This is a genomic window from Sporosarcina sp. ZBG7A (assembly GCF_000813425.1).
GTDB lineage: Bacteria > Bacillota > Bacilli > Bacillales_A > Planococcaceae > Sporosarcina.
This window is the reverse complement of record NZ_JWIB01000031.1, coordinates 1-26,188: the sequence shown is the minus strand read 5'-3', so window position 1 is coordinate 26,188 and position 26,188 is coordinate 1. Positions and strand designations below refer to the sequence as shown.

The 26,188-nt window shown below is 40.4% G+C and carries 28 protein-coding genes; 8 read left to right on the top strand and 20 right to left on the bottom strand.

Features of this window, described 5'->3' with window-relative positions:
• Positions 1 to 176: 176 nt before the first annotated feature.
• The 9 genes from RL70_RS11195 to RL70_RS11155 form a co-directional block, all read right to left on the bottom strand.
• Positions 177 to 908 (bottom strand): bifunctional 2-polyprenyl-6-hydroxyphenol methylase/3-demethylubiquinol 3-O-methyltransferase UbiG, encoded by a 732-nt coding sequence (locus tag RL70_RS11195; RefSeq protein WP_039043486.1) that lies wholly within the window; start codon positions 906 to 908, stop codon positions 177 to 179.
• A gap of 557 nt (positions 909 to 1,465) precedes the next feature.
• The gene (locus RL70_RS11190; protein ID WP_039043485.1) at positions 1,466 to 2,032 is read right to left on the bottom strand and encodes an NADPH-dependent FMN reductase; all 567 of its coding nucleotides are present in this window, start codon (positions 2,030 to 2,032) and stop codon (positions 1,466 to 1,468) included.
• Between the two features lie 4 nt (positions 2,033 to 2,036).
• Positions 2,037 to 3,101, bottom strand: coding sequence for an LLM class flavin-dependent oxidoreductase (locus RL70_RS11185; protein WP_039043484.1), 1,065 nt, complete (start codon positions 3,099 to 3,101; stop codon positions 2,037 to 2,039).
• The gene (locus RL70_RS11180) at positions 3,102 to 4,046 is read right to left on the bottom strand and encodes a ring-cleaving dioxygenase (protein ID WP_039043483.1); all 945 of its coding nucleotides are present in this window, start codon (positions 4,044 to 4,046) and stop codon (positions 3,102 to 3,104) included.
• A gap of 49 nt (positions 4,047 to 4,095) precedes the next feature.
• The gene (locus RL70_RS11175) at positions 4,096 to 4,539 is read right to left on the bottom strand and encodes a MarR family winged helix-turn-helix transcriptional regulator (protein ID WP_039043482.1); all 444 of its coding nucleotides are present in this window, start codon (positions 4,537 to 4,539) and stop codon (positions 4,096 to 4,098) included.
• A 349-nt stretch (positions 4,540 to 4,888) separates the two neighbouring features.
• Entirely contained in the window at positions 4,889 to 6,667 is a 1,779-nt protein-coding gene (locus RL70_RS11170; protein WP_039043481.1) for an ABC transporter ATP-binding protein, read from the bottom strand.
• Positions 6,667 to 8,421 carry an ABC transporter ATP-binding protein gene (locus tag RL70_RS11165; RefSeq protein WP_039043480.1) on the bottom strand — a complete coding sequence of 585 codons (1,755 nt, stop codon included), beginning with the start codon at positions 8,419 to 8,421 and terminating at the stop codon, positions 6,667 to 6,669. The genes RL70_RS11170 and RL70_RS11165 overlap by 1 nt, the downstream gene beginning before the upstream one ends.
• An 80-nt stretch (positions 8,422 to 8,501) precedes the next feature.
• Positions 8,502 to 8,795, bottom strand: coding sequence for a YolD-like family protein (locus tag RL70_RS11160; protein ID WP_231567265.1), 294 nt, complete (start codon positions 8,793 to 8,795; stop codon positions 8,502 to 8,504).
• A gap of 56 nt (positions 8,796 to 8,851) precedes the next feature.
• A complete protein-coding gene (locus RL70_RS11155) occupies positions 8,852 to 10,102 on the bottom strand; it encodes a UV damage repair protein UvrX (RefSeq protein WP_039043479.1) in 1,251 nt (416 codons plus the stop codon).
• A 241-nt stretch (positions 10,103 to 10,343) separates the two neighbouring features.
• Here RL70_RS11155 and efeO point away from each other — a divergent pair, with 241 nt between their 5' ends.
• The 8 genes from efeO (at position 10,344) to RL70_RS11115 (ending at position 18,381) form a co-directional block, all read left to right on the top strand.
• Positions 10,344 to 11,195 carry an iron uptake system protein EfeO gene (gene efeO, locus RL70_RS11150; RefSeq protein WP_039043478.1) on the top strand — a complete coding sequence of 284 codons (852 nt, stop codon included), beginning with the start codon at positions 10,344 to 10,346 and terminating at the stop codon, positions 11,193 to 11,195.
• A gap of 7 nt (positions 11,196 to 11,202) precedes the next feature.
• Positions 11,203 to 12,471, top strand: a complete 1,269-nt coding sequence (gene efeB, locus RL70_RS11145) for an iron uptake transporter deferrochelatase/peroxidase subunit (protein WP_039043477.1) — start codon at positions 11,203 to 11,205, stop codon at positions 12,469 to 12,471.
• Positions 12,446 to 14,200: an FTR1 family protein gene (locus RL70_RS11140; RefSeq protein WP_039043476.1), complete on the top strand. Its 1,755-nt coding sequence runs from the start codon at positions 12,446 to 12,448 to the stop codon at positions 14,198 to 14,200. Before efeB ends, RL70_RS11140 begins: the two co-directional genes overlap by 26 nt.
• Positions 14,201 to 14,313: 113 nt before the next feature.
• Positions 14,314 to 15,546: a dicarboxylate/amino acid:cation symporter gene (locus RL70_RS11135; protein WP_052245925.1), complete on the top strand. Its 1,233-nt coding sequence runs from the start codon at positions 14,314 to 14,316 to the stop codon at positions 15,544 to 15,546.
• A 195-nt stretch (positions 15,547 to 15,741) separates the two neighbouring features.
• Positions 15,742 to 16,188, top strand: a complete 447-nt coding sequence (locus tag RL70_RS11130; protein WP_082003396.1) for a LytTR family DNA-binding domain-containing protein — start codon at positions 15,742 to 15,744, stop codon at positions 16,186 to 16,188.
• A gap of 10 nt (positions 16,189 to 16,198) precedes the next feature.
• On the top strand, positions 16,199 to 16,618 hold the full coding sequence (locus RL70_RS11125) for a DUF3021 family protein (RefSeq protein WP_039043475.1): 420 nt from the start codon (positions 16,199 to 16,201) through the stop codon (positions 16,616 to 16,618).
• Positions 16,611 to 17,549, top strand: coding sequence for an ABC transporter ATP-binding protein (locus RL70_RS11120; protein WP_039043474.1), 939 nt, complete (start codon positions 16,611 to 16,613; stop codon positions 17,547 to 17,549). Before RL70_RS11125 ends, RL70_RS11120 begins: the two co-directional genes overlap by 8 nt.
• Positions 17,527 to 18,381 (top strand): ABC transporter permease, encoded by an 855-nt coding sequence (locus RL70_RS11115; RefSeq protein WP_039043473.1) that lies wholly within the window; start codon positions 17,527 to 17,529, stop codon positions 18,379 to 18,381. The genes RL70_RS11120 and RL70_RS11115 overlap by 23 nt, the downstream gene beginning before the upstream one ends.
• Positions 18,382 to 18,754: 373 nt before the next feature.
• Here RL70_RS11115 and RL70_RS11110 read toward each other — a convergent pair whose 3' ends face one another.
• The 11 genes from RL70_RS11110 to RL70_RS11060 form a co-directional block, all read right to left on the bottom strand.
• Entirely contained in the window at positions 18,755 to 19,063 is a 309-nt protein-coding gene (locus RL70_RS11110) for a hypothetical protein (RefSeq protein WP_039043472.1), read from the bottom strand.
• 305 nt (positions 19,064 to 19,368) lie between these two features.
• Positions 19,369 to 19,527, bottom strand: a complete 159-nt coding sequence (locus RL70_RS17895) for a hypothetical protein (RefSeq protein ID WP_156137966.1) — start codon at positions 19,525 to 19,527, stop codon at positions 19,369 to 19,371.
• Positions 19,528 to 19,913: 386 nt separating this feature from the next.
• Entirely contained in the window at positions 19,914 to 20,813 is a 900-nt protein-coding gene (locus RL70_RS11100) for a S16 family serine protease (RefSeq protein WP_039043470.1), read from the bottom strand.
• A 60-nt stretch (positions 20,814 to 20,873) separates the two neighbouring features.
• Positions 20,874 to 21,752 carry a GNAT family N-acetyltransferase gene (locus RL70_RS11095; protein WP_039043469.1) on the bottom strand — a complete coding sequence of 293 codons (879 nt, stop codon included), beginning with the start codon at positions 21,750 to 21,752 and terminating at the stop codon, positions 20,874 to 20,876.
• Positions 21,753 to 21,842: 90 nt separating this feature from the next.
• Positions 21,843 to 22,292 (bottom strand): NUDIX domain-containing protein, encoded by a 450-nt coding sequence (locus tag RL70_RS11090; RefSeq protein ID WP_039043468.1) that lies wholly within the window; start codon positions 22,290 to 22,292, stop codon positions 21,843 to 21,845.
• A 176-nt stretch (positions 22,293 to 22,468) separates the two neighbouring features.
• Positions 22,469 to 23,122 (bottom strand): HAD family hydrolase, encoded by a 654-nt coding sequence (locus tag RL70_RS11085; RefSeq protein ID WP_039043467.1) that lies wholly within the window; start codon positions 23,120 to 23,122, stop codon positions 22,469 to 22,471.
• Positions 23,123 to 23,189: 67 nt separating this feature from the next.
• Complete coding sequence (locus tag RL70_RS11080; protein WP_039043466.1) at positions 23,190 to 23,609, bottom strand: HIT family protein; 420 nt, start codon at positions 23,607 to 23,609, stop codon at positions 23,190 to 23,192.
• 91 nt (positions 23,610 to 23,700) lie between these two features.
• A complete protein-coding gene (locus RL70_RS11075; protein WP_039043465.1) occupies positions 23,701 to 24,168 on the bottom strand; it encodes a GNAT family N-acetyltransferase in 468 nt (155 codons plus the stop codon).
• A gap of 116 nt (positions 24,169 to 24,284) precedes the next feature.
• Positions 24,285 to 25,004 (bottom strand): nucleotidyltransferase domain-containing protein, encoded by a 720-nt coding sequence (locus tag RL70_RS11070; protein ID WP_039043464.1) that lies wholly within the window; start codon positions 25,002 to 25,004, stop codon positions 24,285 to 24,287.
• Positions 25,005 to 25,319: a hypothetical protein gene (locus RL70_RS11065; RefSeq protein ID WP_039043463.1), complete on the bottom strand. Its 315-nt coding sequence runs from the start codon at positions 25,317 to 25,319 to the stop codon at positions 25,005 to 25,007.
• A 210-nt stretch (positions 25,320 to 25,529) separates the two neighbouring features.
• Entirely contained in the window at positions 25,530 to 26,012 is a 483-nt protein-coding gene (locus tag RL70_RS11060) for a site-2 protease family protein (RefSeq protein WP_039043462.1), read from the bottom strand.
• Between the last annotated feature and the right edge of the window lie 176 nt (positions 26,013 to 26,188).

The window sequence follows — 26,188 nt, the reverse complement described above, 5'->3', positions numbered from 1 at the left end:
AAAAGAAATTAAGAGGAGTTGGGGGTGTTTGCTTAACACCGATACCAACAAGGTAATAGTAACGATTCATATTAGGTAATGGCCTTCAACCAATCGAGAAACGTAGGTGAAATTCATTGCTAGATTTAATTTGAGGCAATCATGGAGAAATGATACGGTTGATTCCACCTTCCATTTTATTTCTCTACTGATAGTAATAAAAACATAGGTCTGCGGTTCTCATCTTGCATTTCAGGAGTCTTTTTTAACATTTCATCGGAAGGAACGGATTCGTTTACTTTCTTTATCATAAAGCCAGTGTCAGTTAAGTCATTCATATAAGTTGAAATCATGCGATGGTATTTTGTAACATTCTCGGTTAAGAAGGTTGTATCACGTACTCCTTCTATTTGGTAGTTATCTACTGGCCAATGTACACGGTTTCCCAGTTCATCAAGGTGCCAATCTTGTTCACTTCGAGAAGTAAAAATTGGATGTTCAACCGAGAAAACAAAAGTCCCGCCAGGCTTTAGGCAGTCATAAACTTTTTCACAGATTGGCTTAAACGACTTAATGTAGTGAAAAGCTAGCGAACTGATAACTACATCAAATTGAGAGTTTGAAAAATCAACGTCTTCAATTGGTCCTCTTATATACGAGATTGAAGGATCATTTGTCATTTCACGGGCTCTTTGAATCATTTTTTCAGATATATCTACACCCGTAACACAACTTGCATGTTGCTCACGTGCATAGCGGCAATGCCAACCAAAACCGCAACCTAAATCGAGTACATTTTTACCCTCTAGTTTCGGTATTAGTGCTTTTAATATATGCCACTCTCCAGCCGCTTCAAGACCTTTAACGGATCTTGGCATTTGTTCATATGCAGAAAAGAAACTTGGATTATCATATTTATTTTGTTTCACGGTTCACACATCCCCTATCTTTTTACAGTACTCCTGCAATCATTTGATAAATATTGGACTAGGGAGGCTGCATGGCTTCTTCTAATTATTTATTACGTCTTGTGAAAAATGCATGGGCTAATGTACATTTGAATTGTATTCAAAAATAGAAACATGCCACCTTTGGGTCGAGTACGTACAATGATAATTTTATGCGATTAGCAGCGAGTTTGAAAGGATTATCAATCAAAATGGGCTTTCGCTCGTTTTATATTATTGAGTTAGCATAGGGTATTTATGGTGGTATTTTGTTTGATTTTTGACATGAGCCAAGGTTCGAAAATCGACAATCTTGACACTCAAGTCCCTGTGTCTATATAAGCCAAGTATGTATACGAAAAAAGCAATGCAAACCGAATGACTGGTTTGCATTGCATTTTTCGTGTGTTCGCAAGTTCTTTTATCACTTGGTATTAATATGTGTTGTTCTTAATACCATTTTCCAACGTATAACTTGTTCTAACGTTTGGTTTACTGAAGCTGTCTGTATTTCATCTCAGGATGCTCCTTATTAAAAACTAAAAACCATAGGCTTCATCTTTTTTTATTCGAATTGCTTCAAATGCTTCAAAGGTTGATATCGTATCTTCTGCAAGGCGATCTAAACGAAAAATAATATCATCATTACTAATTTCTTTACGTAAGAAATCTTGTTCTTCAATAAAAACATATGTTGGCACAATTTGTGCTTTCATATAAGCCAAAATTGGTTTCAATTGTTGCTCAACCATTAAATAATGTTTTGCTGTACCTGCAGTGACGACAATACTAGCCACCTTGTCACGGAATGCATGAATAGGAAGTAAATCAAAAATATTTTTAAGTGTAGCGGGAATAGACGCCTGAAATACTGGTGTACCAATAATCAGTGCATCTGCATTCATGATTGTTTCAGTTACGTATTTAGTGTCTCCTTCGTAATCAATATAGTTGCGCCCATCACTATATTCTATTTGGTAGTCAGCTAAATCCAATAGTTGTACATCGTGTTCCGGGTATTTCTGTAGGAAAATTTCTTCAGTTTTCAGCATGGCTGTTTTTGTTTTTGTGCCTACAATCGATCCGGAAATTATTACTATTTTCATGACGTCATTCTCCTTTTTCTCGAGTGTGTTTCTTAATTGCTGGGATAATGTCATTTCCAATCATTTCGATATTTTTCATGATTTTATCGAATGGTACACCGCCAAAGTCAATTTGCGCCATAAATCGTTGCATTCCGTAAAGTTCGTGTTGGTATAGCAACTTTTCGATAATTAGTTCTTTACTTCCAACCATCATTGCATCACGATAATCTGTTGACTGAGCAAATTGTTGTTTTGGATAACCGGATCCTCGAATTGCCTGGAATCCGGTATTAAGATGTGGATACATACCTTGCAAGGCTTCGTTGTTCGTATCTGCTACATAGAATAAGCTTGTTGTTCCAATTGGTAAGCTTTGTGCATCAAATCCATTATTTTCTGCTGCCTGTCTGTATGCATCTACAGAATGTTTAAAATTCATTGCGGGGCCACCTAATGTAGTGAGAATCATTGGAATCCCCATATGCCCTGCTTTAATGGCACTTGCAGGTGGTCCTCCGACAGCCCGCCAAATTGGAAGGGATCCGTCTTTAGGTTGTGGAAGAATTTCTGCGTTTTGTAGAGGTGCCCGGTAATTTCCTTTCCAAGTGATACGTTCCTCTTCATTAATCTGCTTAAGAAGCTCTAACTTTTCTTCAAATATGTCTTCGTAATCTTGCAAGTCAACCCCTAATAATTGATAGGCACCTACTCGCGAACCGCGTCCTGCAACAATTTCAGCACGACCGTCAGACAGTAAATCAATTGTAGAAAAATCTTCGTATACTCGTACAGGATCTAAGACACTCAGCACAGTAGCAGAACTGGTGATTTTTATTTTCTGAGTAGCTTGCGCAATTGCTCCTAAAATTACCGTATGGGCCTGTGATGCAAAATACTTCTGATGACTTTCCCCTACACCGAACACGTCAATACCGGCTTGTTCAGCTAATTGACTTACCTCGACAAGTTCCTGTATTCGTTGCTGAGCTGAGATGCGGCTACCTGTCAAAGGATTGAGGATATGATCACCCAATGAATACAATCCGAATTCCATCCCTTTTGTTGCATCTATTCTATATTTCTTCATTTATTTATCCTCCAATGGTTTTAAATTTGCTTCAATTTCGTCCCGTTGACTTTCTAAAAATGGAGGCAAATCCAATTTTAAACCGAGCGTTGCGATATCAGAATCGATTGTAAATCCAGGACCATCTGTCGCAATTTCGAATAAAATTCCATTCGACTCTCGGAAATACAAGCTTTGAAAATAAAAACGATCGATAATGCCTGAAGAATGGAATCCGCGTGAACGTACTTTTTCTTCCCAAAAGGCTAATTCAGTTCCGTCTTTTACACGAATGGCCAAATGATGAATACTTCCTCGACCTGGTTTTTCAGTAGGGCCATCTAAAAGTTTCACTACAATTTCTCCAAAAACTTCTCCACTTACTGATTGAAAGATGGCTACATCTTCCGTTCGTGACACCTCTGTATAGCCAAAAACATCAGTTAAGGTACTTGCGAGTTTGTCCAATCGACGGACTGTTATTTCTACTGAACCCATTCCTTGAATCTGGTGTTCTATAGGTACTTCTGATTCTTCCCATGCTTTCCAGTGCACTAACTTTTCATTGTTTGAAGCAAGCAGAACCATGCGCAATCCTTCCGAATCTTCAAAGTGCAAAGCAGGACGATGAGCATACGTCGTTATTTCACCATGGGAAACATTATATTTTTCAAATCGCTGTTTCCAATAAATTAAACTTTCTTCAGAGGAGACGAGCAATCCGATTTGTGTAATCGCATTTGTCCCCCGGTAAGTGCGACCGGCAAACGGCATTTCAAAAAAAGATAATTCAGTTCCTGGGCTACCTGTCTTGTCCCCATAAAACAAGTGATACATGGATGGATCATCTTGATTGACGGTCATTTTAACCCGACGAAGTCCTAAGATTTTACTGAAAAACAAATTGTTTTGTGTAGCACTTTTTGTAATCATCGACAAATGGTGATGTCCTGGAATGGTATACATTCTCTTTCTTCCCCTTTCAGTTAACTAGTCAAGTGATAGAACAAAAAATTCATTCGTTCCTTTGAATTTTTTGTTCCCCGTTTTTTTGCACTCGAGAAATAAGATCGAGTAGTGTTTTTTGTTCTTTCTCTGTTAAGCAGTCCTCAAAGAACGAAGATTGAAATGCCAGTTGTGCCTCAAATGCACGGTCTAGTTTCTCCTGTCCTTTGGATGTTAAAGAAATGGTTTTCGTCTTCCATTCCTGTTTACGATGGATTAATTGTTCTTTTTCAAGACGTGCTAGCATGCGGGAAATTCCACCTTGCGTTACCGTTACTTTTTCTGCAAGTTCTCTTTGTGTTAAAGGTCCATATGTTGAGATTTGAATCATCACATCAAACTGAGCAGTTGTTAAATCAAACTGCTTCAAAAATTCATTTGATAGTAAATTGCTTTGATGTGTGAATCGCACCAACCTTAACCAAATAAGTGAACCACGAGTATTTTTTTTCATGTAATAGGAACCTCCTATATCATCAATTTACTACTCAAGTGATAATCGGTCAAGGAAGTAGCCTCTAATAGATTTTTATAGATCATGGTTTACGATGAAACAGCTAAATGGGTAATAACACTTTCTTTCTACTATATTTTTCGGGTTTCTTTCAAATAGGTTCGAATTCTAATAACGTTAATTTCATTCTTAAATACAAGGGTACTGAAAACCTAACAAAAGGAAGTACCTTGAGTCTTGTTACTGGTTGCCGACTAAGACATCCCAAAAGACGGAAGGTACTCCCTGTATCTAATCGCTTTAATTTTTCGTTGAAGCTGCTCAAGGAATTGTCTCTTGAGTTAGGATATTAGGCAGGCTGACCATTTTGTAGCTGATACATCTTATAATAGAGCCCCTTCATGCTGAGAAGTTGCTGATGGGTTCCTCGTTCAGCAATCTCTCCCTTATGCAATACTAAAATCAGCTCTGCATCTTGAATCGTACTAAGACGGTGTGCAATGGCAATCGTCGTCCGCCCTTTCCGCATCTTTTGCAGGCTAGCTTGGATTGCGATTTCCGTTTCGGTATCGATATTGGCGGTCGCTTCATCCAGCACAAGGATTTTCGGATCCACTGCCATCGTGCGTGCAAATGCAATGAGCTGTCGCTGTCCACTCGACAATGTGGCTCCGCGCTCCATCACTTTGTGCGCATAGTTCCCTTCTAATTGTTCAATGAATTTATTCGCTTGTACAAACTCTGATGCCGCCCGGACTTCTTCGGATGTCATCGATTCGTTATGCAGGCGAATATTACTTTCAACATCGCCATAAAACATGAACGGATCTTGAAGGACGAGGCCGACTTTGTTACGCAATTCCTCCATTGGATAGGACTTTAAGGAACGTCCGTCAATGGTAATAGAACCGTGCTCGTACTCATAAAAGCGCATAAGTAAGTTGATGATTGAACTTTTCCCACTGCCTGTATGTCCGACGAGTGCAACAGTCTCTCCAGCATTGGCGGTAAACGAAATGTCTTTTAATACATCCGTTTTGCCATCATAGCTAAATGTGATGCCTGCAAAGCTAATAGTTCCTTCTGTAATCTTTGTGTCCTTTTTCACTTGTTGAACAGGTTCCATGTCCGGTTCGTCAATGAGTGTGAAAACGCGCGATGCAGAAACGAGCGCCTGCTGGAAAATAGACATCCGGTTCATCACTTGCTGTACGGGTTGGAACAGGCGGCTAAGCAAGGTCGTAAATGCATAAATTACCCCTACGTCGACTGCCGTTGAAAGTGACGTGAAACCGAAGTATGCAAGCGTACAGACGACCGCTGCAGCATATAGCAAGTCAATGAACGGTCCTAGTAGAATACTGTCGAACTTGATGTTCCGGATGCCAGCCCGATAGTGTCCATCGTTGATCGATTCGAATTCATCCGCTAGCCGCTTTTCTTGGCGGAATGCTTGGATCATACCCATTCCTGAGAGTGACTCGGATATCTTGCCATTCAATTGACTAAGCCGTTCTCGGATATCTTGATAAAAATCAGCGCTGTAGTGACGATAGACTGATATTAGAGCAATGAATAAGGGTAACAAGACCATAGAATACAGCGCCAGTTTCGCATCTAGTGAAAACAGCGCAATGTAGACGCCAATGACTCCGAAAATCGCCTGCAAGAATGTGACGACAACGCTCACGAACATTTCCTTGATCGCTTCCGTATCGTTCGTCACACGCGAAACAATTGCACCCGCCGGTGTTTTATCGAAATAACGCATTCCGAGTCCTTGTACTTTAGTGAACGCATCGATTCGTATTTGCTGGATAATCTTAAGCGCAATTCTTTGAAAGCGAAGTGACTGGAAATAGGAAATCACAACAACCGTCACCTGAATTGCGACATACGTAACGAGTAATCGGATGACACTCGCTCGCTCGAAATTCAAGGGTACGAGATGATTATCGATGAATGATTGAATCAGGAGCGGACTCACGATACTGCCTGTAATCGTGAGTGCAAGGAGTAGCAGCGCAAACGCAATCGACATTTTGTGAGGTTTCAAGTATTGGAGAAGCCGGACGAATACTTCCCATTGTCCACGAGCTGACAATTTTGTTTGTTTCACTTCTGCCATTATGCCTCACCCCCTTGTTCTACAGACGCTTCGAGTTGTTGTAAGTCGTACATTTCTTTGTATTTTCCGTCCAACTCCATTAATTCTGCATGGGTACCGGACTCTGCAATTGTACCTTTATCCATGACAATTATTTGGTGCGCATGTTGAATAGCGCTCAACCGATGTGATGTAATGATTGTCGTTTCCCCACTACGCGTTTCTTTCAGTGAACGAAGAATGGCTTCTTCTGTCTTTGCATCCACTGCCGAAAGAGAATCGTCTAAAATAAGTAACTCCGGTTGCATGAGTAAGGCACGGGCAATCGAGATTCGTTGTTTTTGTCCCCCGGATAACGACACTCCGCGCTCCCCTACAATCGTTCGATACCCCTCTGCGAACCCTTCTATGTCATCATGGATATGTGCAAGTCGCGCGGCATTATGAATTTCTTCTGTCGGAACCGTCGGATTCGTAAAGGCGATATTTTCCGCCAATGTTGTTGAAAATAGGAAATGATCTTGTGGGACATAGCCAATGGATTCACGGAGCCGTTGTTGTTTATATTGATGGATGGAATGTCCTCCGTATGAAATGACACCATCATAGTCGTCAAACTCTCGTAGCAACAGTTTCAAAATAGCTGTTTTTCCGGAACCAGTTTTCCCTACGATTCCGAGTGTTTCACCTTGCCTCAACGTGAAGTGGACATCTGAAAGTGCGGGTTTCGGATCTCCGGGGAACGTAAAGGCTTCAATGTCGACAGAAAGATCCCCTCTTGGTCGTTCATCAATTGCACCTTTCACATCGACCACTTCAGGATCGACAGACAGCAATTCCCGGATTCGTGTATACGAAGCATTGCCTCGTTCCACAATATTGAACAGAAATCCAAATGCAAGCATTGGCCATGTCAACAATCCCAGATACGTGCTAAATGCGACCATATCCCCTACACTCATTTCGCCAGCGAGGATAAAACGAGCACCGAATATAAACGAAATAATAGAAGAAACTGCAAAAATCGCACCAATTGTCGGGTCGAATAAAGCGTCTACACGGGCAACCCGCATGTTTTTCTCCACGACTTCATCCGATAATTGTCTGAAATCTTCGATGTCCTCTTTTTGCTGTCCAAACGTTTTAATAACTTTCACACCGGAGATGCTCTCTTGTGTCTTATCGTTCATGCTGGAGAATGCTTCTTGAGCAGTCCGGAAATGACGACGCAGCAATTTGCCATAAAAACTTGTTAACACAATCATGAGTGGAATCGGAATAAGGGCAATAAGCGTCAATTTCCAGTTAATCGTCAATGCCATCGTCAAGATGACGAATCCACCTGTTAAAATCGAATCGAATAGGGTTAACACGCCCATGCCTGCAGTTTGCTGAACCGCACTCACGTCATTGGTGGCGTGCGCCATTAAGTTGCCTACTCGACGTTTTTGATAAAAAGCCGGGGACATCTTTAAAAAATGATCGAATAATTGCTTGCGGATTGTCCGTGCAAGTACAATCGACGAACCGAAAATCATGACCCGCCAAAGATAGCGGAACACATACATTGCGACCCCTGCAATCGCAAGGATAACCAACCATTTCATCATCTGGTTGGCAGTTAACGTTCCTTTCGTAATGTCATCGACGATATACCCGATGATTTTTGGCGGCAGTAGCTGCAAAATAGAAACGAGTACAAGTGCTGCAATTCCAATTGCATAATGCTTTTTACGCTGTTTAAAAAACCAGCCAAGCTGAGTGAGTACGTTCAATGGATTCCCCTGCCAATCTATAATAGGACTTTGAATAGTTTAGCAGATTCTTACACCAATCGGATAGTATTTGTTTCGAATTATCCGATTTCAGAAATAGTTTCAATATCGAGAAGCGAAAGAATGCGTGCCACCCCATCAATCGTCACAACGCGTAACTGCTTTCTTTCTGGTTCTAGACAATGAACGTAAAAGTCATTGGACGCGGGTTTACCGGTTTGCCAATGCGTGATGGTGATGGCTCGATGAGTTTCCATGGCGGCAGCGATGATGTAATTCCACTCCTCCAGTTGCTGTTCGTCAGGTTCGCTCCGCACCTGGACTGCATCTTCTGCTTGCCATGCGCGCAATCGCTCGACGTGTTCCGGTAGCATCAGCGCCGTCCATTTAATCTTTCCGCGATCTCGTAACATCGTATTGTCTCCTTCCGTCATTTCACATGTCCACCAATCAGCCCCGCTCGATGGCGTGCTGTCCCTGCATCGGTATACGATACAGCACGTAAAACGGCAGCTGATCCGTATTTACTGCGGAGTTCATCCACCGTCTCACCAAGCTTTCGTTTCTTCCATTTATGCTGGTCAAACAAGCTTAGTTGCATCGAATGCTCCTCAACTAGATTGGACAAACTTAGCGACAGTTGGCGGACGGGGCGTCCATCGTGAAATGTATCGAACAGTTCTGTACAGAGTTTGTAAATTTTCATCGTATCGTTCGTCTCTTCTACAAGGGATTTGGAACGGCTAAACCCGCCACCTAACGCATTTTTAGAGTAGCCAACAGATAAGTGAACCGTCCGGCCGGCACGCCTTGCAGTGCGAGCACGCATTGCGACGTCTTCACACATTTCGAGCACCACGGCAAGCACATCCTCACGGCGACAATAATCCCGGAAAAGAATTTGCCCTTTACCGTAGCTGACTTGCCCCTCAATTAGAGGAGCCCCGAGATCAGACAAATCAATCCCGTGTGCATGGTGGTAAAGCTGATTCCCCATAACACCGAACTTCTCTTCCAGCTGGACTAGGGACGCGTGCGCCAAATCACCAACGGAGTAAATACCCATTTCATTTAACGTGTGTTCAGTTCTTCTTCCAATCCCCCACATTTCACTAAGCGGTGCGATAGGCCATAATTTCGTTGGCACATCCTCGTAGCCCCAGTGAGCAAACCCAGTTTTCTTCGCTTCCAAATCCAGTGCAAGTTTAGACAACAGCATGTTTGGCCCCATCCCACATGCGGATTGCAGTTGGAATTGGCGAAGTAAATCATCCTGAATGCGTGCAACGGTTTCTCTTGCGGGTCCCCAAAGTTTCTCCGTTCCATCTAAGTCAACAAAACTTTCATCTATGCTATACACGTGAATGGCTTCTTTTGGGACATATTGGTTCAACAAATGAGTGATCTCCATCGAAACCTTTATATAAAACTCCATCTTGGGTTCAATTAGTTGTATGGAGGGATCATCCGGGATTTCAAAAAGACGCATCCCTGTCTTAATGCCAAAACGTTTTTTGAGCGGAGGGGATGCTGCCAACACAACGCCTCCTTTTCGCTCTTTGTTCCCAATAATCGCGATTGGCGTTTCCATTACATCCAGTCCTTCAATGGCGGCTGCACAACTCGCGTAAAAGCTACGCATGTCAATGCAAATAATTTTACGTTCAGGCAGTTGGTTCATGTATGACTCCTCCTAAGAACATCTGTTCCCTTATTGTATGACGGATAAACTCTTTATACAACAGCCATTATCTTACAATTTCAGTGAGACATTGAGATTCCACACCGTAACCCGTCATAATTTATTTTTGATCAATGGTAAAATGACATGGAATTGCCAACCCTTCATACAAAAAACAGTTGACTCAACATGCTGATAATGATTATCATTGAGAAAAAGACGGGAAGTAGGAAACTATCTTATGAAATCACATGCCTTGCTCGCTTCATTACTCGCAACAGGTCTCATCCTCTCTGGATGCGGTTCCGATAAAGCAACAACTGAGAAAGAATCAGCAGAAGCTGTAGCTACAACGGATCTTCAACAAGAAACGGACGCATATAAACAATTTGCTTTGGAGCAAATGGACCAGTTTGTTGTGGAAACAGACAAATTTGTTAGTGCGGTAAAAGAAGGTAGACTTGAAGACGCAAAAGCAATCTATCCCCTTGCCCGTATGTACTTTGAACGTTCCGAGCCGATTGCAGAAAGTTTCGGGGACCTCGATCCTCGTATTGACGCACGTCTTGCTGACTTGGAAGACGAAGGTCAAGGTGAAGAACAATGGTCTGGTTACCATAAGATCGAATACGGTCTATGGGTGGACAATACAACAGAGGGCTACGAAGACATTGCGGATCAGTTGTTGAAAGATGCAAAAGAACTGCGTGCACGTGTCGAAACGGTTGAAGTCGGTGCGGACCTAATGATTACAGGAGCAGTTGACTTGTTAAACGAAGTCTCGACATCAAAAATTACGGGTGAAGAAGAAATCTTTTCTCACACCGATCTATACGATTTCAAAGCAAATGTTGAAGGTGCAGAAGAAATCTTCCATATTTTCGAAGCGGTCATCAAACAAAAGGATGCGCAACTTGCGACAGACTTAACGAATAAATTCTCAACATTGAATGGACTTCTTGCAAAACACGAAGATGGAAACGGCGGTTATATTTCCTACGAAGAGTTAACAAAAGAAGATACAAAACAATTAGCAGATGCGGTCAATCAACTCGGTGAACCATTGAGCATGATGGGCATCGTAATGGAGTGAGAATCTAATGGCAGAAGAAAAGTTGTTTGAGAAGAAAATCTCGCGACGTCAAATGTTGAAACTAACGGGCGCAGGAGCTGCTGGTGCAGCAATAGGTGTATCTGGACTCGGGGGTCTTCTCAATGTGTTTGGGATGACGACAGAGGATGACAATCCGACGACCAAAAACAAAGTGAACTTTTACGGTGCGCATCAACCTGGCATCATTACGGCCGTGCAAACTCACGTCTATTTTGCGTCACTCGAAGTCCTCGTCAACTCTCAGACAGAACTAAAAGAGTTGTTCCAGCAGTGGACGCCGATGGCCGTTCGTTTAATGAACGGCGAACCCATTGGTGAACTCTCTTCTAACGGTTTCATTCCAGCGAAGGATACAGGCGAAGCAGGTGGACTCGATGCATCCGGTCTCACGTTGACCTTCGGCGTCGGGCCTTCCCTGTTCGATAAAAAAGAGCTAGGACTTTCATCGAAACGTCCGGCAGAACTCAAAGATCTCCCCCACTTCCCAAAAGATCAGCTCGATCCCGCTTATACAGGGGGCGATATATGCATTCAGGCATGTGCAGAAGATCCCCAAGTTGCGTTTCATGCAGTGCGTAACCTGATTCGCGCCGCTTCGGGGAAAGTACGTTTGAAATGGTCACAAGCCGGGTTCAACTCATTCCCTAAAAAAAACAAGAAACGCGAAACACCAAGGAACTTGTTTGCCTTTAAAGACGGCACAGCAGGACCTGATGCTGCGAGTAAACAAGCGATGAATGAAGTCGTTTGGGTACAGCCTGGTGAATCTCAAGGTTGGCTAGCTGGAGGCAGTTATATGGCAGTCCGCCGTATTCAGATGCACTTAGAAACGTGGGATCGGACAGCACTCGGCGAGCAAGAAGCGACATTCGGTCGTCACCGCGAAACAGGTGCTCCTATTGGGCTAAAAGGCGAACACGATGAAGTGCCGCTTGAGCAGAAAGGTGCATCAGGAGCACCTATCATTCCTGTCGATTCACATGTGCGACTAGCAAAAGAAGCGAAAGCCCAAATCCATCGACGTTCTTTCTCTTACTCTTCAGGGACAATGGATGCAACAGGTGCATATGATGCCGGTTTGCTGTTCATCTCCTATCAAAAAGATCCGGAGCAATTTATCGCCATTCAAAAAAGTTTCGGCCGTGTTGATAAATTGAATGAATACATCACACACCGTGGCAGTGCCTTATTTGCCTGCTTCCCTGGTGTCCAGAAAGGAAGCTATATCGGTGAATCGCTATTCAAAATTTTGTAAGCAGGCACTGCTCATCGCAGTCCTGCTTTTGTCTCTTTTACCTGCATCACTGGTCCACGCGGAGGCACCTTCTTATAGTGACTTGTATATCGCAATTGGCGATGCCATTATGGCGTCCAAGCAAGACGATAAGCAGGCTGCTGAGACTGCGCTGGAAGAATTCAAAGCTACATGGGAACAACAAGACCACCCTGCAAAAGAAAGTAAACAAGTCGAAAGTGCGCTGAGAGAAGCAGAGCAGGCAAAAGGATCTGCACAGCGTCTAGAAGCGTTAACAGCACTGTCAAAAGCATTACATGCATTGGAGAAAGCTGAAAATCCAGTGGATGAACAAGCGGAACGTCTCGCGTTTGAAAAGGTAGTTACGCCTGATCTTGAAGAGCTCGGAGACGCCATTCATTCAGGAGATACTGAAGCAATTCGAGCTTCCGAAAAGAAATTTCTAGCTACTTGGACACGTAACGAACGTCCAGTCCGCGAACAAAGTATCGCGGCGTACGGAACGATTGAAACCCAAATGGCGTTCTTGCGCATTGCACTTGCAGAAGATGCACCAAGTCAGACAGATCTCGAGCAGACATACACGGCGCTCGAACAGGCGATTACATCATTTGCAGCAGGTGAAACGGCTCAAGGAACCGCTCCTGTTACGGATGATTCACTAGACACGCTGGCTTCCCTTTTAGCAGACAGCCGAGCGGCACTCGCTAAAGATGATGCAGATACAGCGGTTTCGAAACTTCGTGAATTCATCACAAGTTGGCCAAACGTGGAAGGTCAAATCCGTACAAAAGATGCGGCACTTTACACAAAAATTGAAAGTCAAGTACCGTTGCTGGCAGGAAAACTTACGAATGAAAAAGCAGATATTAAAAAAATATCGGGTGACATCGCCAGTCTGCAACAGCAGATCGAACTCGTTAAAGAAAGCACATCGTATACATTTTGGGATTCAGCACTTATTTTACTGCGTGAAGGATTAGAGGCTCTGCTTATTATTATCGGCCTGGTTGCATTCCTGAAGAAAGCCGGACAACCTCAGCTTGCTAAATGGATCTATACAGGATCGGCCGTAGGAATTGTCGCAAGTATTGTTGCAGCCGTCCTGATGACAACCATTCTTAACTCCGTGACGATTGGAAGCAGCCGTGAAATCATGGAAGGTGTAATTGGACTCGCTGCAGCTGCCATGATGATTGGAATGGGCGCATGGCTTCACCGCAAATCATCTGTAACCGCATGGAATGACTACATCGCGCGTCAAATGGGGACAGCCGTTTCCACTAAAAGCGCTTGGGCGATTGGGTTGCTCAGTTTCTTGACAGTGTTCCGTGAAGGTGCAGAAACCGTCGTGTTCTATGTAGGAATTACGCCGAACATGAAATTGTCCGAGTTTCTACTCGGCATTGCGGTAGCATTAATCATTTTGGTTGCTGTTGCTGTCGTGCTACTGAAAGCCGGAAGCCGTATTCCAATTCATCGGTTGTTTGCGGTAGCGACGGTTTTCATCTATGCACTCGCCTTCAAAATTATAGGCGTGAGCATCCATACGCTCCAATTGACAGATGTCTTCCCTACTTCTATTGTGGATGGACTTCCTGTCGTTTCTGCGATCGGATTCTATCCGACATGGGAAACGATTGCAGGTCAGCTCGTGTTAGTAGTAACAGTAGTGACAATGTTTGCAATCAAAAAACGATTACCTGCTCGAAATTCCGTTTCCTCTTAAGGAAGCGGTGTTTTCAATATTCGACAAAAACCTAAGCATAGATATTGACCAAAACTTCCAACTTAATGTACACTTCGCTAGCGCAATCAATATATATGAATAGGAGAAAACGGATGTTATCGAAAATATGGCGTGGTTATCGTGATAGTTCATTTGTACTTAAAATGTCCATCGGATTTCTTGCAGGAATTGCAAGTGGTCTTATATTCGGACAAAAAATGACCATCTTCCAACCACTTGGCACACTATTAATAAATTTACTTAGTCTCGTTGCAATTCCGGTGGTTTTTTTGACCGTTGTACTCGCTGTCGATCAGATGAGTATGAAACAGCTCGGACGAATGGGCTGGAAACTTGTCCTCTATTATATGGCTACTACAGCCGCAGCAGTGGGAATTGGTGTAGGACTCGCCCTTTTGTTCCAACCAGGTCAGTATTTGACACTTCCAGATATGAAAGTGGAAACACCAGCGTCACCGAATTTCTCAGATGTCTTATTGCAAATGGTACCTGCCAATATGTTTGAAGCATTTTCAGGCGGTAATGTAATGGGTATTATTTTCATGGCAGTCATTATTGGACTTGCCATCTCAGCAATGAAGTTTTCAATGGATAAAGAGATGCAAAAACACGGTCAACTGTTGGACAAGGTGATTATTGCACTGAAAGAAATGTTTTCAAAACTCCTTACCGGCGTCTTGCTGTATGCACCAATCGGTGTCTTTGCAATCAGCGCAACTGCGTTCGGTAGCCAAGGATGGGAAACCTTTAAGTCTTTGCTCACGTTTACAGCAGTATTTTACCTCGGTATTATTCTTCTATGGGTCTTCGTTTACACAGGATTCATACGTTTGTCTGGAAATTCCGTCATGAATTTCTTCAAGTCAACGAAAGAAGCCTATACAACCGCCTTCTTCACATCGAGCAGTATCGCGTCCTTACCGATTGCCATCAAAGCAGCACAAAAAGCTGGTGTGTCTGAGCGGACAGCAAACTTTGCGCTCCCTCTTGGAGCGGTGTTCAACTCAGATGGTGGTGCGCTCCGCATGGGTGTGTCGATTGTATTCGCAGCAAACATTACGAATCTCGACCTTTCTGTATCTAGCTTTTTCCTGATTGTAATTGTGGGGACATTGCTTTCTATCGGAACCTCAGGCGTTCCTGCCGCAGGGCTAGTGACGCTAGCGGCCGTATTGACGATGTTCGACCTGCCACTTGAAATCGTTGCCCTCATCGCAGGTGTAGATGCGATTATCGGAATGGGTGGATCTGCTTCAAACGTTGTTGGAGACATCGTAGGTGCAGTCGTGGTAGATAGTTCGGAAAAGAAACGCGCGACGACTTAAAAAGCCTGACATTTTAAAATGAATCTAGAATGAAGAAAGGCCGCTAATTCAAATTGAATTAGCGGTCTTTTTTGGTTTGCCAGGATTACTTTAATGCTCATATGCAAGTCACCCTGCGTTACATGCAACACACCGAAATTGTATTGTTCTCCATCTGGTGAAATGGTACGATTCATCAAAGATTAGAACTTCGAGGTGAGTCCGATTCGACTGAAAATAAATGAATCCAAAGATTTTACAGACATTGAAATTATCATTAATTGCCCTGAAGTAGATGAAAATTTGTCTCCTTTGATTCATCAGATTAATCAAATGATGTTTTCCATTCATGGGAAAAAGGATGGCATTACGTATCCATTAGTATCCGATCATCTGTTGTACATTGAATCCGTGAATGACACTGCTTTCCTTTATACCGATGAGGATGTCTATGAAAGCGACAAGAAACTATACGAGTTCGAAGAGCAGCTGAAAGAGACGAGGTTTATGAGAATCAGCAAAAATTACATTGTGAATATGTCCAAGATTGAGAGTGTAAAAGCTCTGATGAACGGTCGATTCGAGGCGTATTTATCGAACGGTGAAAAAGTCATCGTGAATCGGCATTATGTAAAATCATTTCGAAAACATTTTTTAGGATGAGGTGTCATGTATGAATCGCTCAATTATCTATATAGGTGCAGCTTGTTTCGCGTTTACTTTCAGCTCTATTTTCTATTATCTGTTTAGGGTGCTCAGCATCTTTCCGCCACTGACAGAGAAAATCACGATCTACTTGTTTATCATATCCTGTCTTATTACCTTGCTGATATTTCTATCTCATAAACTGCCTGTTGACCAGCCACTGCTTGTTCATTTAATTGAACTGATCTGTGTTCTTGTGGTGCTGATCCTTGCAGGTGCATTTTTTGACGTGTACCCTTTCCACGTCTTTTATATTGGAACGGTCGCTCTATGTGGGATATGTGCATACACATTTGTCATCCTGATGGTCTATTTGAATAACAAGATAGCTGAAAAAGCAATCAATCAAGCGATTGCGCAGCAGAAACGGAGGGGGGCAAATGTCTAAAATTATTGAGGTACATCACTTATGCAAGTCGTTCGGTGCTGTGGAGGCAGTGAAAGATGTCAGCTTCTATGTGGAGGAAGGGAGTCTGTTTTCATTTCTCGGTACAAATGGAGCCGGCAAGTCTACAACAATCTCCATTCTCCTGACTCTTCTAAAACAAGATGAAGGAGACGTGAAGGTAAGCGGCTTAACGGTCGGAAGAGAAGACGAAGCAATCCGTAAAGAAATAGGTGTCGTATTTCAGCAAAGCATATTGGATCCTCTGCTGACGGTAAAGGAAAATTTAGATTACCGAGCACGGTTGTATAAGATGACGAAGGAGGAAAGGCTAGCGGCAATCGATCGCGTCGCTACCACTGTCGATATATCTTCCATCATGAAGAGACGCTATGGTAAATTATCCGGAGGACAGAAACGAAGAGTGGATATTGCCAGAGCCTTGCTGCATCAACCTAAGATCTTACTGTTAGATGAACCTACGACAGGTCTTGATCCGCAAAATCGTAAACAGATTTGGAATACCATTCTGCAATTGCAGCGTGAGACCAATATGACGGTCTTTTTAACGACACACTATATTGAAGAAGCGGCCAATTCAAATTTTGTGGTCGTCATGAAAGAAGGAGAAATTATTGCCAAGGGTACGCCGCATCATCTAAAGTCCCAATATTCTGCCGACCGTTTAATGATCATAGCAAAAAATCCCGCACAATTACGCAGTCAATTACAGACAGATAAGCTAGTCTTCACCGAAGAACACTCCACCGTCCTGATCCACCTCAAGAAAACAACCGATGCCATTGTATTATTGGCGAAATACGAAGAACTGATCGATTCATTTGAAGTACAAAAATCCAGTCTGGATGATGTGTTCATCCAAATCCATAACGGAAAGGATGACATGCATCATGATGACTGTTACGAAGCGTAATATACTTCTGTATTTCCGCGATAAAAGTACCCTATTCTTTTCTCTGCTTGCTGTCATCATCCTGGTCGTCCTATACGGAACATTTCTAGGGAATTTAATCTCAGACAGCCTTCCTGATTTCCCCGCTAAAAAATGGCTCCTTCTATCATGGATCTTTGCTGGGATTTTAGCTGTTACTTCAGTCACTACGACGTTGGGCGCGCTTGGGACATTGGTAGAAGATCGTTCCACTGGGGCCGAACTGGACTTCTATGCTTCTCCGATTAAAAGATCAGCCCTTTTAGGCGGCTATGTCGTGAGTTCGATCTTCGTCGGTTTCATCATGTGTCTGCTCGTCCTTCTGACTGCAAATGCAATTTTCTTTTTCTCGGGTGACGAAATGCTAACCTTTCTCCAAGTGTTTAAAGTTGTTGGGGTGATCAGTTTATCCGTAATTTCAAGCAGTTCTATGATTTTGCTGCTCGTTTCTTTTTTCAAAACCGTCAAGGCTTTTGCTGCTGCCAGTACCGTCATCGGAACACTGCTTGGTTTTCTGGCAGGTATTTATATTCCAATTGGAAATCTGCCAGCATATTTGCAAACCATAATTAAATTATTCCCTACCTCGCACTCAGCGGCGTTATTCCGCCAAATTTTGATGGAGCAGCCAATGCAAGAAACATTTGCACAGGCACCGGCGTCAGCCAAGCAGGAATTCTTGAAGGATATGGGTGTGTTTTATGAAATAAACGGCTCCCTTACTTCACCCACGTTCAGTGTGCTCTATTTAACAGGCATAGCTATTTTATTCTCCATATTGGCTATTGTCTTAATGAAGCGTAAGAGGACTTAACTGACACCAAACAGGCACAGCACTTCTACAGCAACAGTGCCTGATTAGAGATGAATATTCTTGGTCCTATTAGCGTTATAAAATTGCTATATAGACACTTCCAAAGCTGGCAGTAAATTTAATATCAATTACCTCGATTCCGGAATGAGATTCAAGAAAGTCGTTAACTTTACGATCTAGACTATTGCTCGACATAGCAGTAAAAGATATGAATTTCATAAGAATCATCCACCCTTCCCTTCTTCCAGAAAGATTTAGTTATAGTTCTGGTCAATGGCCAAATTCAAGCACAAACCCTATGCAACAACTACGCCTTATAATCCAATGCCTATTTTTCAGGGTGACATTTTACAACAACATTTAACAATCCCATCTAAAATTGACCATTATGATCTCCAGGAACGATTGTTTTTAAATTATATCTCCTTGTTTTTTTAGATAAATCATAACTCATAGTGTAATTTTGATCGACTTGTATTAGAGCCCATATACTAAAATCCTCAATATAAATTTGCTTGTCATTAGAAAGTACTATCCATTGTTCACTAGTATTTTTGTCTTTTTTAACCACACCAATGTTTTGGGTAGTGCTTTCAAGAACAGGATTATAGATAGTAAAACGAAATACAAGAAATAGCACGATTAAAAATACCAATGATAGTACTGTGATTTTCCCTTTCATACTTCTCTCCTTTGATAGATAATCTAGTCTGATGATGGAACATTACGAAAGCAATTGCACTCTTTCTTGACAAACGAAACAAACAATTACACAAAGTACATTTCTTTACATGAAAATTACTCTATATGATTAATAAAATAAGTATCACAAGATTCTTTAAACACGTAAACAAGCTTTCTGGCTGGTTCAAAAGATTCAGAATTCGCTCCATCCAAACTGGGGTACTCCCCACTGGCCAGGCAATTTAAGTGGCGCATTTCTTTGGAGGTAACCAATATTAGCTTAAGGTCAGTCATGAAGGGCTGCTATTTTGTATCTTTGTTCATTTCTTTTAATTGTTTTTTGATTTCTCTAAGCTCCATTTTTATCGCTTTCACTTGTTTCGATGTGTCAATTCCATAGCGCACACCGTATGTAATGATGAAAAACACAAGAGCTACCCCTATTAGCCAGTAAATGAGCATAGTATCCTCCCTTTCAGTTAAAGAAGTCAATCGCACAATCAATTATTTACTTTTCCACTTTTAGTTTTAGAGAATACAACGATTATTAGACAGAGTAAATTAATAACGAAGAGTACTATATAATAGATGCTGGTGGATCCTTCGAAAAGGTAAGAGCCATATCTCAACGTATTAATTCCTAGCACAACTATTAGTAAGATGAATAATTTCGTATTCATATGTCTGTACCTCCCTTTCAAGAGTTGGGAAATTGTATTTCCAATACGTGGTTGCACAATATCTAGAAGGAATCAAAGTCCTTAGATAGATGAGTTACACAACTCAAACACTAACAATAAAGAAGTTAGTATCCATAACGGACAAGCCAGAAGGAGTGAAATCGTAAATTAGTGAGCATTTTTCTGTTCCATATTTAGTTGTTCAATTTTAAGTCGTGCTTCTTTTACATTGGACACATAGATTATAGAAACCTTTGACTTAAGTTCCTTTTGAAGGGCTTGTGCTTCTCTTTTATTCTTATCGGGCATCAGGGCAAAGGAGATTCCTGCCTTTTCGATTATTTGTAGTTTTTCCTGGATAGATCCCACTTTGGTCACTTTTCCAGCCTTAGTGATGCCCCCTGTAACGGCAACAGGCACCTTGTTTTCTAGATTACCATTTTTATATAAGCCGGACAGAGCTAAACTGAGACCTGCGGAATCTCCACCATTCGTTGAATTATCCCACTGAGTCAGCCATTCTTCTTCCGTTCCTAAGTAGTCCCGTACGGTTTCCACCATCTCTTTTGGAGTGTGTTCTTTTCTGAGATGTAGCCAGGTCAGTAGCTGCCTCGTTTTAACTCCGTAAATTACTTGGTTGTCGATTTCAGTTATTGACAGTACATCAACACCTTGCTCAGTCAGTAATTTATAAATAGACTCTTTATTCATTTCTTCCTCTTCCTCAAACTCAATTTCACCTACGCCGATGGAATAGATTTGAGAACCCGCCACTGACTCAGTGGGAGGTATATTATTAGACGAGATGTAGGAAGGTGCCGTTAAGTAGAAAAGAAGTGAGAACTCATAAGCAAACAACAAACTTAGAAGCAAGAGAGCTGTTCCAAAAATTCTCTTCATAACGTGTTTTTTACGGGAAATCAAAAAAAGAATGCCCACCAAAAGAATACTGAGAAACAAGATGAATAAAAATCCGGATGCTTCAATCAAATCAAATAAATAGAGCAATAAGAAAACGGAATAGAATACAGTAGAAAGCACAATGGTGATAATGGTTGTTTTTTGCATAGATCCCCCACCTCTACTATTTAAAAGAAAAATCTCCACACTTATATAGAGGTGTCAGCTCTATCGCTTAAAACGATAACTAATCATCTTATGCTTTTGTTCAAATCCAGCTCTTTTGTAAACGGTATTCGCTTGATCATTAGTATCTTCTACTGTTAATTTAATCGTTTCAATTTGAGGGTATGCAAACAGTTCAGTTAATGTTTCCTTCAATAATAGAGTACCTAGCCCCTGATTTTGATAGCTATTAGAAATTCCAATATACTCCAATGAAGCCTCGCCTGTTTCTGGGCAAACTTCAAAGTAGGCATAACCTTTAAGTTCATTTGAATCTCCGCTTAGGATTTTTAGAACATTTGACTTGTTGATTCTTCCGACAATTGTGGCTGCATCATAGTAAGTACCAGGAAACAATTCGTTATGTAATTTCTCGAATTCAATAAAATCATTCTGCAAAAATGGTCTACTTCTCATTTCCAATACTTCATTAAAATTCTCTTTTCTGACTTCTAGAATCAGATGCTCACCTTGCTCTTTTGCTTTTATCTGCTCCATAAATGCTTGTTGCATGGAATTTTCCACATTGATAAAGAATTGAAATTCGCGAACTTCAGGATGAGCTTTTATTAGCCCTTTCCATAATTGAAGTTGCATTGGAATCGAAGCGGATCTGTTGAACGGCCCCCAAACCTCAGCACTGGTTTCCTCGGTATCCAACCCAATAGCTGCAATAATTTCTCCAGTATTTCCTCTCAACAAGTAAAAATTAATGTCTCCATTTTCAGTGACAAAGTCTTCTTGAAGAGCTTCACGAATCTCCCCCTCACCTTCCCCACAATACCCGATGTGTGATTCAGGTTGTTTATTTAGATCCGCTAAAAATAGAGACAATTCTTTAAGGTCTTTTACCTTTTCTATAGTTTGGTTAATTTCAATCACCTAATTCATTTGGATTTTTGTAGCTTACGACTCGAATAAGAAAAACAATTAGTGCTGTTGTTTCCGATCTATGAGCTCTCTAGAATTCAATCAGTCAATGTAGTCAAAAATATTCAAGTCCACTTCATCAACATAAATCAGCGGTTCTATTAAGTTCCAAAGCCTAATTTCAGACGTCTCGCAATTCGTTTGAAAAGGCAAAAGTCTTTCGACAGTAGAGAAATAAACGGGATTATACTTAATTTCGCCATTCAGCATGTTTTTCACTTTGAGTAAGCCTTTAAATTCTAACTCCTCTACAAGCTGACCAGTTTCTTCGTAAAGTTCTCTTGCTGCACACTGCTTAGAGGTTTCATCATCTTCCCTCTGGCCGGCAGGTAATTCCCATTGTTTTCTCCACGTGTTATAACATAGAAGATACTGATCATCACACTTTATTACGGCATAAGAACCGGCCAATCTTTGATAGTTGTGTATCTCAGATTCATTCACAAAAAGAAAGTCTAGAAATTTAAAATCACTCTTCCTAGTGACTTCCATATAGCGACCTCCTAGACGTTAGATAGAAAGAATTTATAGATATTTATTAATGAAAATTTGTGTCTGGGATTTTCCAATCATCATAAACAGCTCGTTTAAATTGACCAGTATTTCTTCGAGTTCTTTATCTGACATTCTAACCATCATAAAGTCGAGCTTAGAATAACAAGACTTATTTAATAACCAGGTACTATCGTTTTCAGCTCAACTAAATCATCGATTACCAAATCGGCCATAGCAAGTTCATCTTCTTTTGCAAAATCAAAATTACATCCGATTGCTATTAATCCGTTATCTTTAGCAGCACGAATATCGGATAAGCGGTCCCCTACTACCGCGGCTTTCTGAACATCATATTTTGTTATAATTGCTTTAACTAAATCTCCTTTATCCAACGTCTGTATTTGTTGAATACTAAATGTTTCAGTAACCCAAACATCCAATTTATAATAACTCACAATTGCATTTAAATATTCAGTTAAACCGTTACTCGCTATGTAAATTGAACAATTATTCTCTTTTAAAAAACTGAAAACTTCTCTCACATTAGGATATAAAGCACCTTTCCCACTTCTTATGTTTTCAATTAATCTCTCTAGAAAATAAAAATCCGTCTGTTCTCTCTCTGCGAGGGAATGATTAGGTAACAAAGTTTCCCATACTTTTGGTAAAGGGACTCCCATAATTTCGCGGTATTTATCGATAGGGGTTATTGAATTCCATCTATTTTGACGCCGTAAGTGATTAAACGTATCCTCAAGTGATAATTCTAGAATTTTGTCCGTTTGAAATAGAGTACCATCCATATCAAAAATCAGTGCTTGTAACATTAGATTCTCTCCTTGTTATCAATCCATTTCCTGTCGGATATTCAGTTTAAGAATAAAGTTGACCAGTTTAAATCACTTCTTTATGAAGATATGCTTTCATTTTTATCTTCAGCTCCATAAAGTCTTCAAGCTTCACTGCATTTTCGGGTTCCACCAAATAAAAGCCATCGTCTTTATATCTCGGGATTACATGCATATGATAGTGCTCCACATCTTTGAATATTCCGTTTTCTTGTAAAATAGTGATGCCATCTGTAGGGGAAAGGTTTTCTAGTAAGATCGCCATCTTTTTAGCCAAATTAATGACTTCGTTCAAACTCTTTTCATCAACATCACGGAATTCTGGACAATGTGTTTTAGGAACTATTAAAATATGACCTTTATTTATTGGGAATTTATCTAAGAAGCAACACACGTGTTCATTTTCATAAATGATATAGGCTTCCACTTTTTTATGGATGATTTCACAGAATATGCAGCTCACCATTCTCATTCTCCTCCCGTGAAGGTAATATAAGTCATTAAAATTACTGTGAATGAGCCCATTAAAGGAGAAACTTTTAACACCTTATAGCTGTTTACTTTACACACTCATACTTCATCCTCAAAAACTCATATCGACTACCATTTGTGTCTTGCATGAAGCTACCTGTAGATTCAAAACCTACCTTTTTGTATAACTTTATGGCTCTCTCATTAAAAGTGGCAACCGAAAGCATTATGTTTTCTGGGTTATACTTTGAAATTGCATAACTTAGACCAGCTTTAAGAAAATCCATGCCCAATCCCTTTCCAGTTAATTCAGGTTTCATGCCCAACCCAATATCAACGCAATCATTTTCATATACAAAACAAAAGAACCCAATTTGTTCGTTGTTTATTTTAACTGAAAAGTATTTATCCCCACGCTCTTGCGGGTTCAAAAATTCAGCCAAATCCTCCTCATCGGCCGCAATATCATAAAAAGAATAGTTATCTTCATAGTGCCAATTTGAAGCAATATTTTCAGCTTCTTTTTGTGACAGTTCACTAAAAATATAATTCATGAGAGCTCCTCCAATCAGAACTGCAATCCCCGTCTGAGTTGTTGAGAATTCAACCTATTGTACAAAAAGGGGCGTAGCACTGCTATTTCTGCAATGGTGCCCTTTGGCTGTAATCATCATTTTTTACCTAAAGAAAAACCTTCAAATAATCGTCCACCGAATGGTTCAAGAACCATTGTACACAGACAAACTACTTTCCTCTTCTCTCCCGTTTTATAATACTCATCAAAGGATTGAACAAACTTCTCGGTGAATTTTTCATCGTATTGCTTCAATGAACGAATTATCCACTTAGAAGAACCTACCCAACATCCATTAGTTCTTAAAACGAATTCTTGAATTTGATCTGCTAAGGTATTTGCTATAAATATTTCTTCAGCTCGATTTTTGCAACCAATGAAATCATCTAAGACATCTGTTATAAAATAACGCTTCGTCCTAATCATTTCCTCTGACCATTTTTCAGGTCCTTTATCTAATATCTCTTTTGCCTCTTCTTTTATGGAAGCTATAATTCCTTCATCTTTCAATACGATTCCTTCAAATACCATTCTTTGCATAGAAGGCTTTGCAATTTTATAATCCATTTCGAAAAACTTTCTATAGGAAGTTAAATTATGTACGAACACTTCAATTGCCCATCCATAGTCAATCAGCGATTCTCTAAAAGACGTTTGAATACTATCATCAAAAATAACAATATCAAGGTCCGAGGTAGCTGTTTCTTGCCCCCTGACAACACTTCCTGCTAGTAATGCCCCTTGGCAGTAAGGATAATTATTATTTATAAAATTTATAGCTGCCTCAGTGGGATTTAACTTTTCAGTGTTTTTCATTTACTTCTCCTCACTATTTATATTGTTCAATGGCTCATTACTTTTATATAGTTTCTTTTTAGTGAAAATCCCTACAATAATTGTGATAACTCCCTCTAACAATATGAGCAGGTGAAAAACGATTAAAGAACCGGTCCCTTCTAAATCATGTATAATTTTAGTTTCGAACAACAAAGTAAGGGTTAACGGATAAGTCAAAACCGATAACAACATAATAACTCCAATTATTATTCTATTTTTCTTATTCCCTTCAGTTAAGTGTAAAATAACGGAAAAAATGATAATTGCCAATCCTATAAAAATAGGTAATGTCATTTTAGAACCTCCATTAATTTCTGTTCCCAATTAATCTATTAGATCCTAGAATCCCTTGTTTTGGAAACAAGTCTTTTTACTAAAGAGGCGAAGATTCCTATTTCAGAATCGCACCAGTTTAATCAGTAATTTAAATTGAAGAAATTCACTAAAATACATTTTTTTATAATTGTCCTAAAATTTTTTTTGCAAATGGCCATTTTATATTTGTTAGTACACTTTGTCAGTTTTCTTTCGCCATATATTAAGAAGCATCAACCCATCACTTTTAAATCCAGTAGAATATGTTAAAGGGATTAGTGCTGATACGATTAAGAACCCAGTAAAACCGAAGAAATAACCATCAAGAAAATGGTTATGTGTTGTGTTCATCTTAACTGCAAGTAAAATTAAAATAGTCATCAAGTTGAAAATTATTCCACCTAAGGCTATAAGAGAAAATTTTACTTTTTCATTTAGTGACGATGGATCCGTAGGGTTATATTCACATCTGCATATACCAAACATGAAAAATTGCTTGTTTACTTGTATAATTCCAATATTAAAGAGAGGTTCTCCTATTCCTATCTCTATTTTGAATACATTCCCCCCAAATATTTTTACAAAAAACGCATGCCCGTTTTCATGTATAAAAACATTTATAGGTTGAAATATAAACAAAGCAATCACATATCCAATTATGGTTTCAATCAATTCGCTTACTACCTCCTCTACATTTCCCCCAAACAGTCATTAATACTCTGTGTGAATAAATAAAGATCAGTGTGAGAGTTCATTTCTCTATATAAGTTTTTTAAAAACGTTTTGGTATTTGCATATAAAAACCAGTTGTTTTCCTCGTTTATTAAAATTGGTTCTATAATATTTGT

What these genes read in the sequence shown, in the direction of transcription:
- RL70_RS11190 (WP_039043485.1), bottom strand. Translation starts at nt 2,032, where the DNA reads ATGAAAATAGTAATAATTTCCGGATCGATTGTAGGCACAAAAACAAAA.
- RL70_RS11185 (WP_039043484.1), bottom strand. Translation starts at nt 3,101, where the DNA reads ATGAAGAAATATAGAATAGATGCAACAAAAGGGATGGAATTCGGATTG.
- RL70_RS11180 (WP_039043483.1), bottom strand. Translation starts at nt 4,046, where the DNA reads ATGTATACCATTCCAGGACATCACCATTTGTCGATGATTACAAAAAGT.
- RL70_RS11175 (WP_039043482.1), bottom strand. Translation starts at nt 4,539, where the DNA reads ATGAAAAAAAATACTCGTGGTTCACTTATTTGGTTAAGGTTGGTGCGA.
- RL70_RS11170 (WP_039043481.1), bottom strand. Translation starts at nt 6,667, where the DNA reads ATGGCAGAAGTGAAACAAACAAAATTGTCAGCTCGTGGACAATGGGAA.
- RL70_RS11160 (WP_231567265.1), bottom strand. Translation starts at nt 8,795, where the DNA reads ATGCTACCGGAACACGTCGAGCGATTGCGCGCATGGCAAGCAGAAGAT.
- RL70_RS11155 (WP_039043479.1), bottom strand. Translation starts at nt 10,102, where the DNA reads ATGAACCAACTGCCTGAACGTAAAATTATTTGCATTGACATGCGTAGC.
- efeO (WP_039043478.1), top strand. Translation starts at nt 10,344, where the DNA reads ATGAAATCACATGCCTTGCTCGCTTCATTACTCGCAACAGGTCTCATC.
- efeB (WP_039043477.1), top strand. Translation starts at nt 11,203, where the DNA reads ATGGCAGAAGAAAAGTTGTTTGAGAAGAAAATCTCGCGACGTCAAATG.
- RL70_RS11135 (WP_052245925.1), top strand. Translation starts at nt 14,314, where the DNA reads ATGTTATCGAAAATATGGCGTGGTTATCGTGATAGTTCATTTGTACTT.
- RL70_RS11125 (WP_039043475.1), top strand. Translation starts at nt 16,199, where the DNA reads ATGAATCGCTCAATTATCTATATAGGTGCAGCTTGTTTCGCGTTTACT.
- RL70_RS11120 (WP_039043474.1), top strand. Translation starts at nt 16,611, where the DNA reads ATGTCTAAAATTATTGAGGTACATCACTTATGCAAGTCGTTCGGTGCT.
- RL70_RS11115 (WP_039043473.1), top strand. Translation starts at nt 17,527, where the DNA reads ATGATGACTGTTACGAAGCGTAATATACTTCTGTATTTCCGCGATAAA.
- RL70_RS11110 (WP_039043472.1), bottom strand. Translation starts at nt 19,063, where the DNA reads ATGAAAGGGAAAATCACAGTACTATCATTGGTATTTTTAATCGTGCTA.
- RL70_RS17895 (WP_156137966.1), bottom strand. Translation starts at nt 19,527, where the DNA reads ATGCTCATTTACTGGCTAATAGGGGTAGCTCTTGTGTTTTTCATCATT.
- RL70_RS11100 (WP_039043470.1), bottom strand. Translation starts at nt 20,813, where the DNA reads ATGCAAAAAACAACCATTATCACCATTGTGCTTTCTACTGTATTCTAT.
- RL70_RS11090 (WP_039043468.1), bottom strand. Translation starts at nt 22,292, where the DNA reads ATGGAAGTCACTAGGAAGAGTGATTTTAAATTTCTAGACTTTCTTTTT.
- RL70_RS11085 (WP_039043467.1), bottom strand. Translation starts at nt 23,122, where the DNA reads ATGTTACAAGCACTGATTTTTGATATGGATGGTACTCTATTTCAAACG.
- RL70_RS11080 (WP_039043466.1), bottom strand. Translation starts at nt 23,609, where the DNA reads ATGGTGAGCTGCATATTCTGTGAAATCATCCATAAAAAAGTGGAAGCC.
- RL70_RS11075 (WP_039043465.1), bottom strand. Translation starts at nt 24,168, where the DNA reads ATGAATTATATTTTTAGTGAACTGTCACAAAAAGAAGCTGAAAATATT.
- RL70_RS11070 (WP_039043464.1), bottom strand. Translation starts at nt 25,004, where the DNA reads ATGAAAAACACTGAAAAGTTAAATCCCACTGAGGCAGCTATAAATTTT.
- RL70_RS11065 (WP_039043463.1), bottom strand. Translation starts at nt 25,319, where the DNA reads ATGACATTACCTATTTTTATAGGATTGGCAATTATCATTTTTTCCGTT.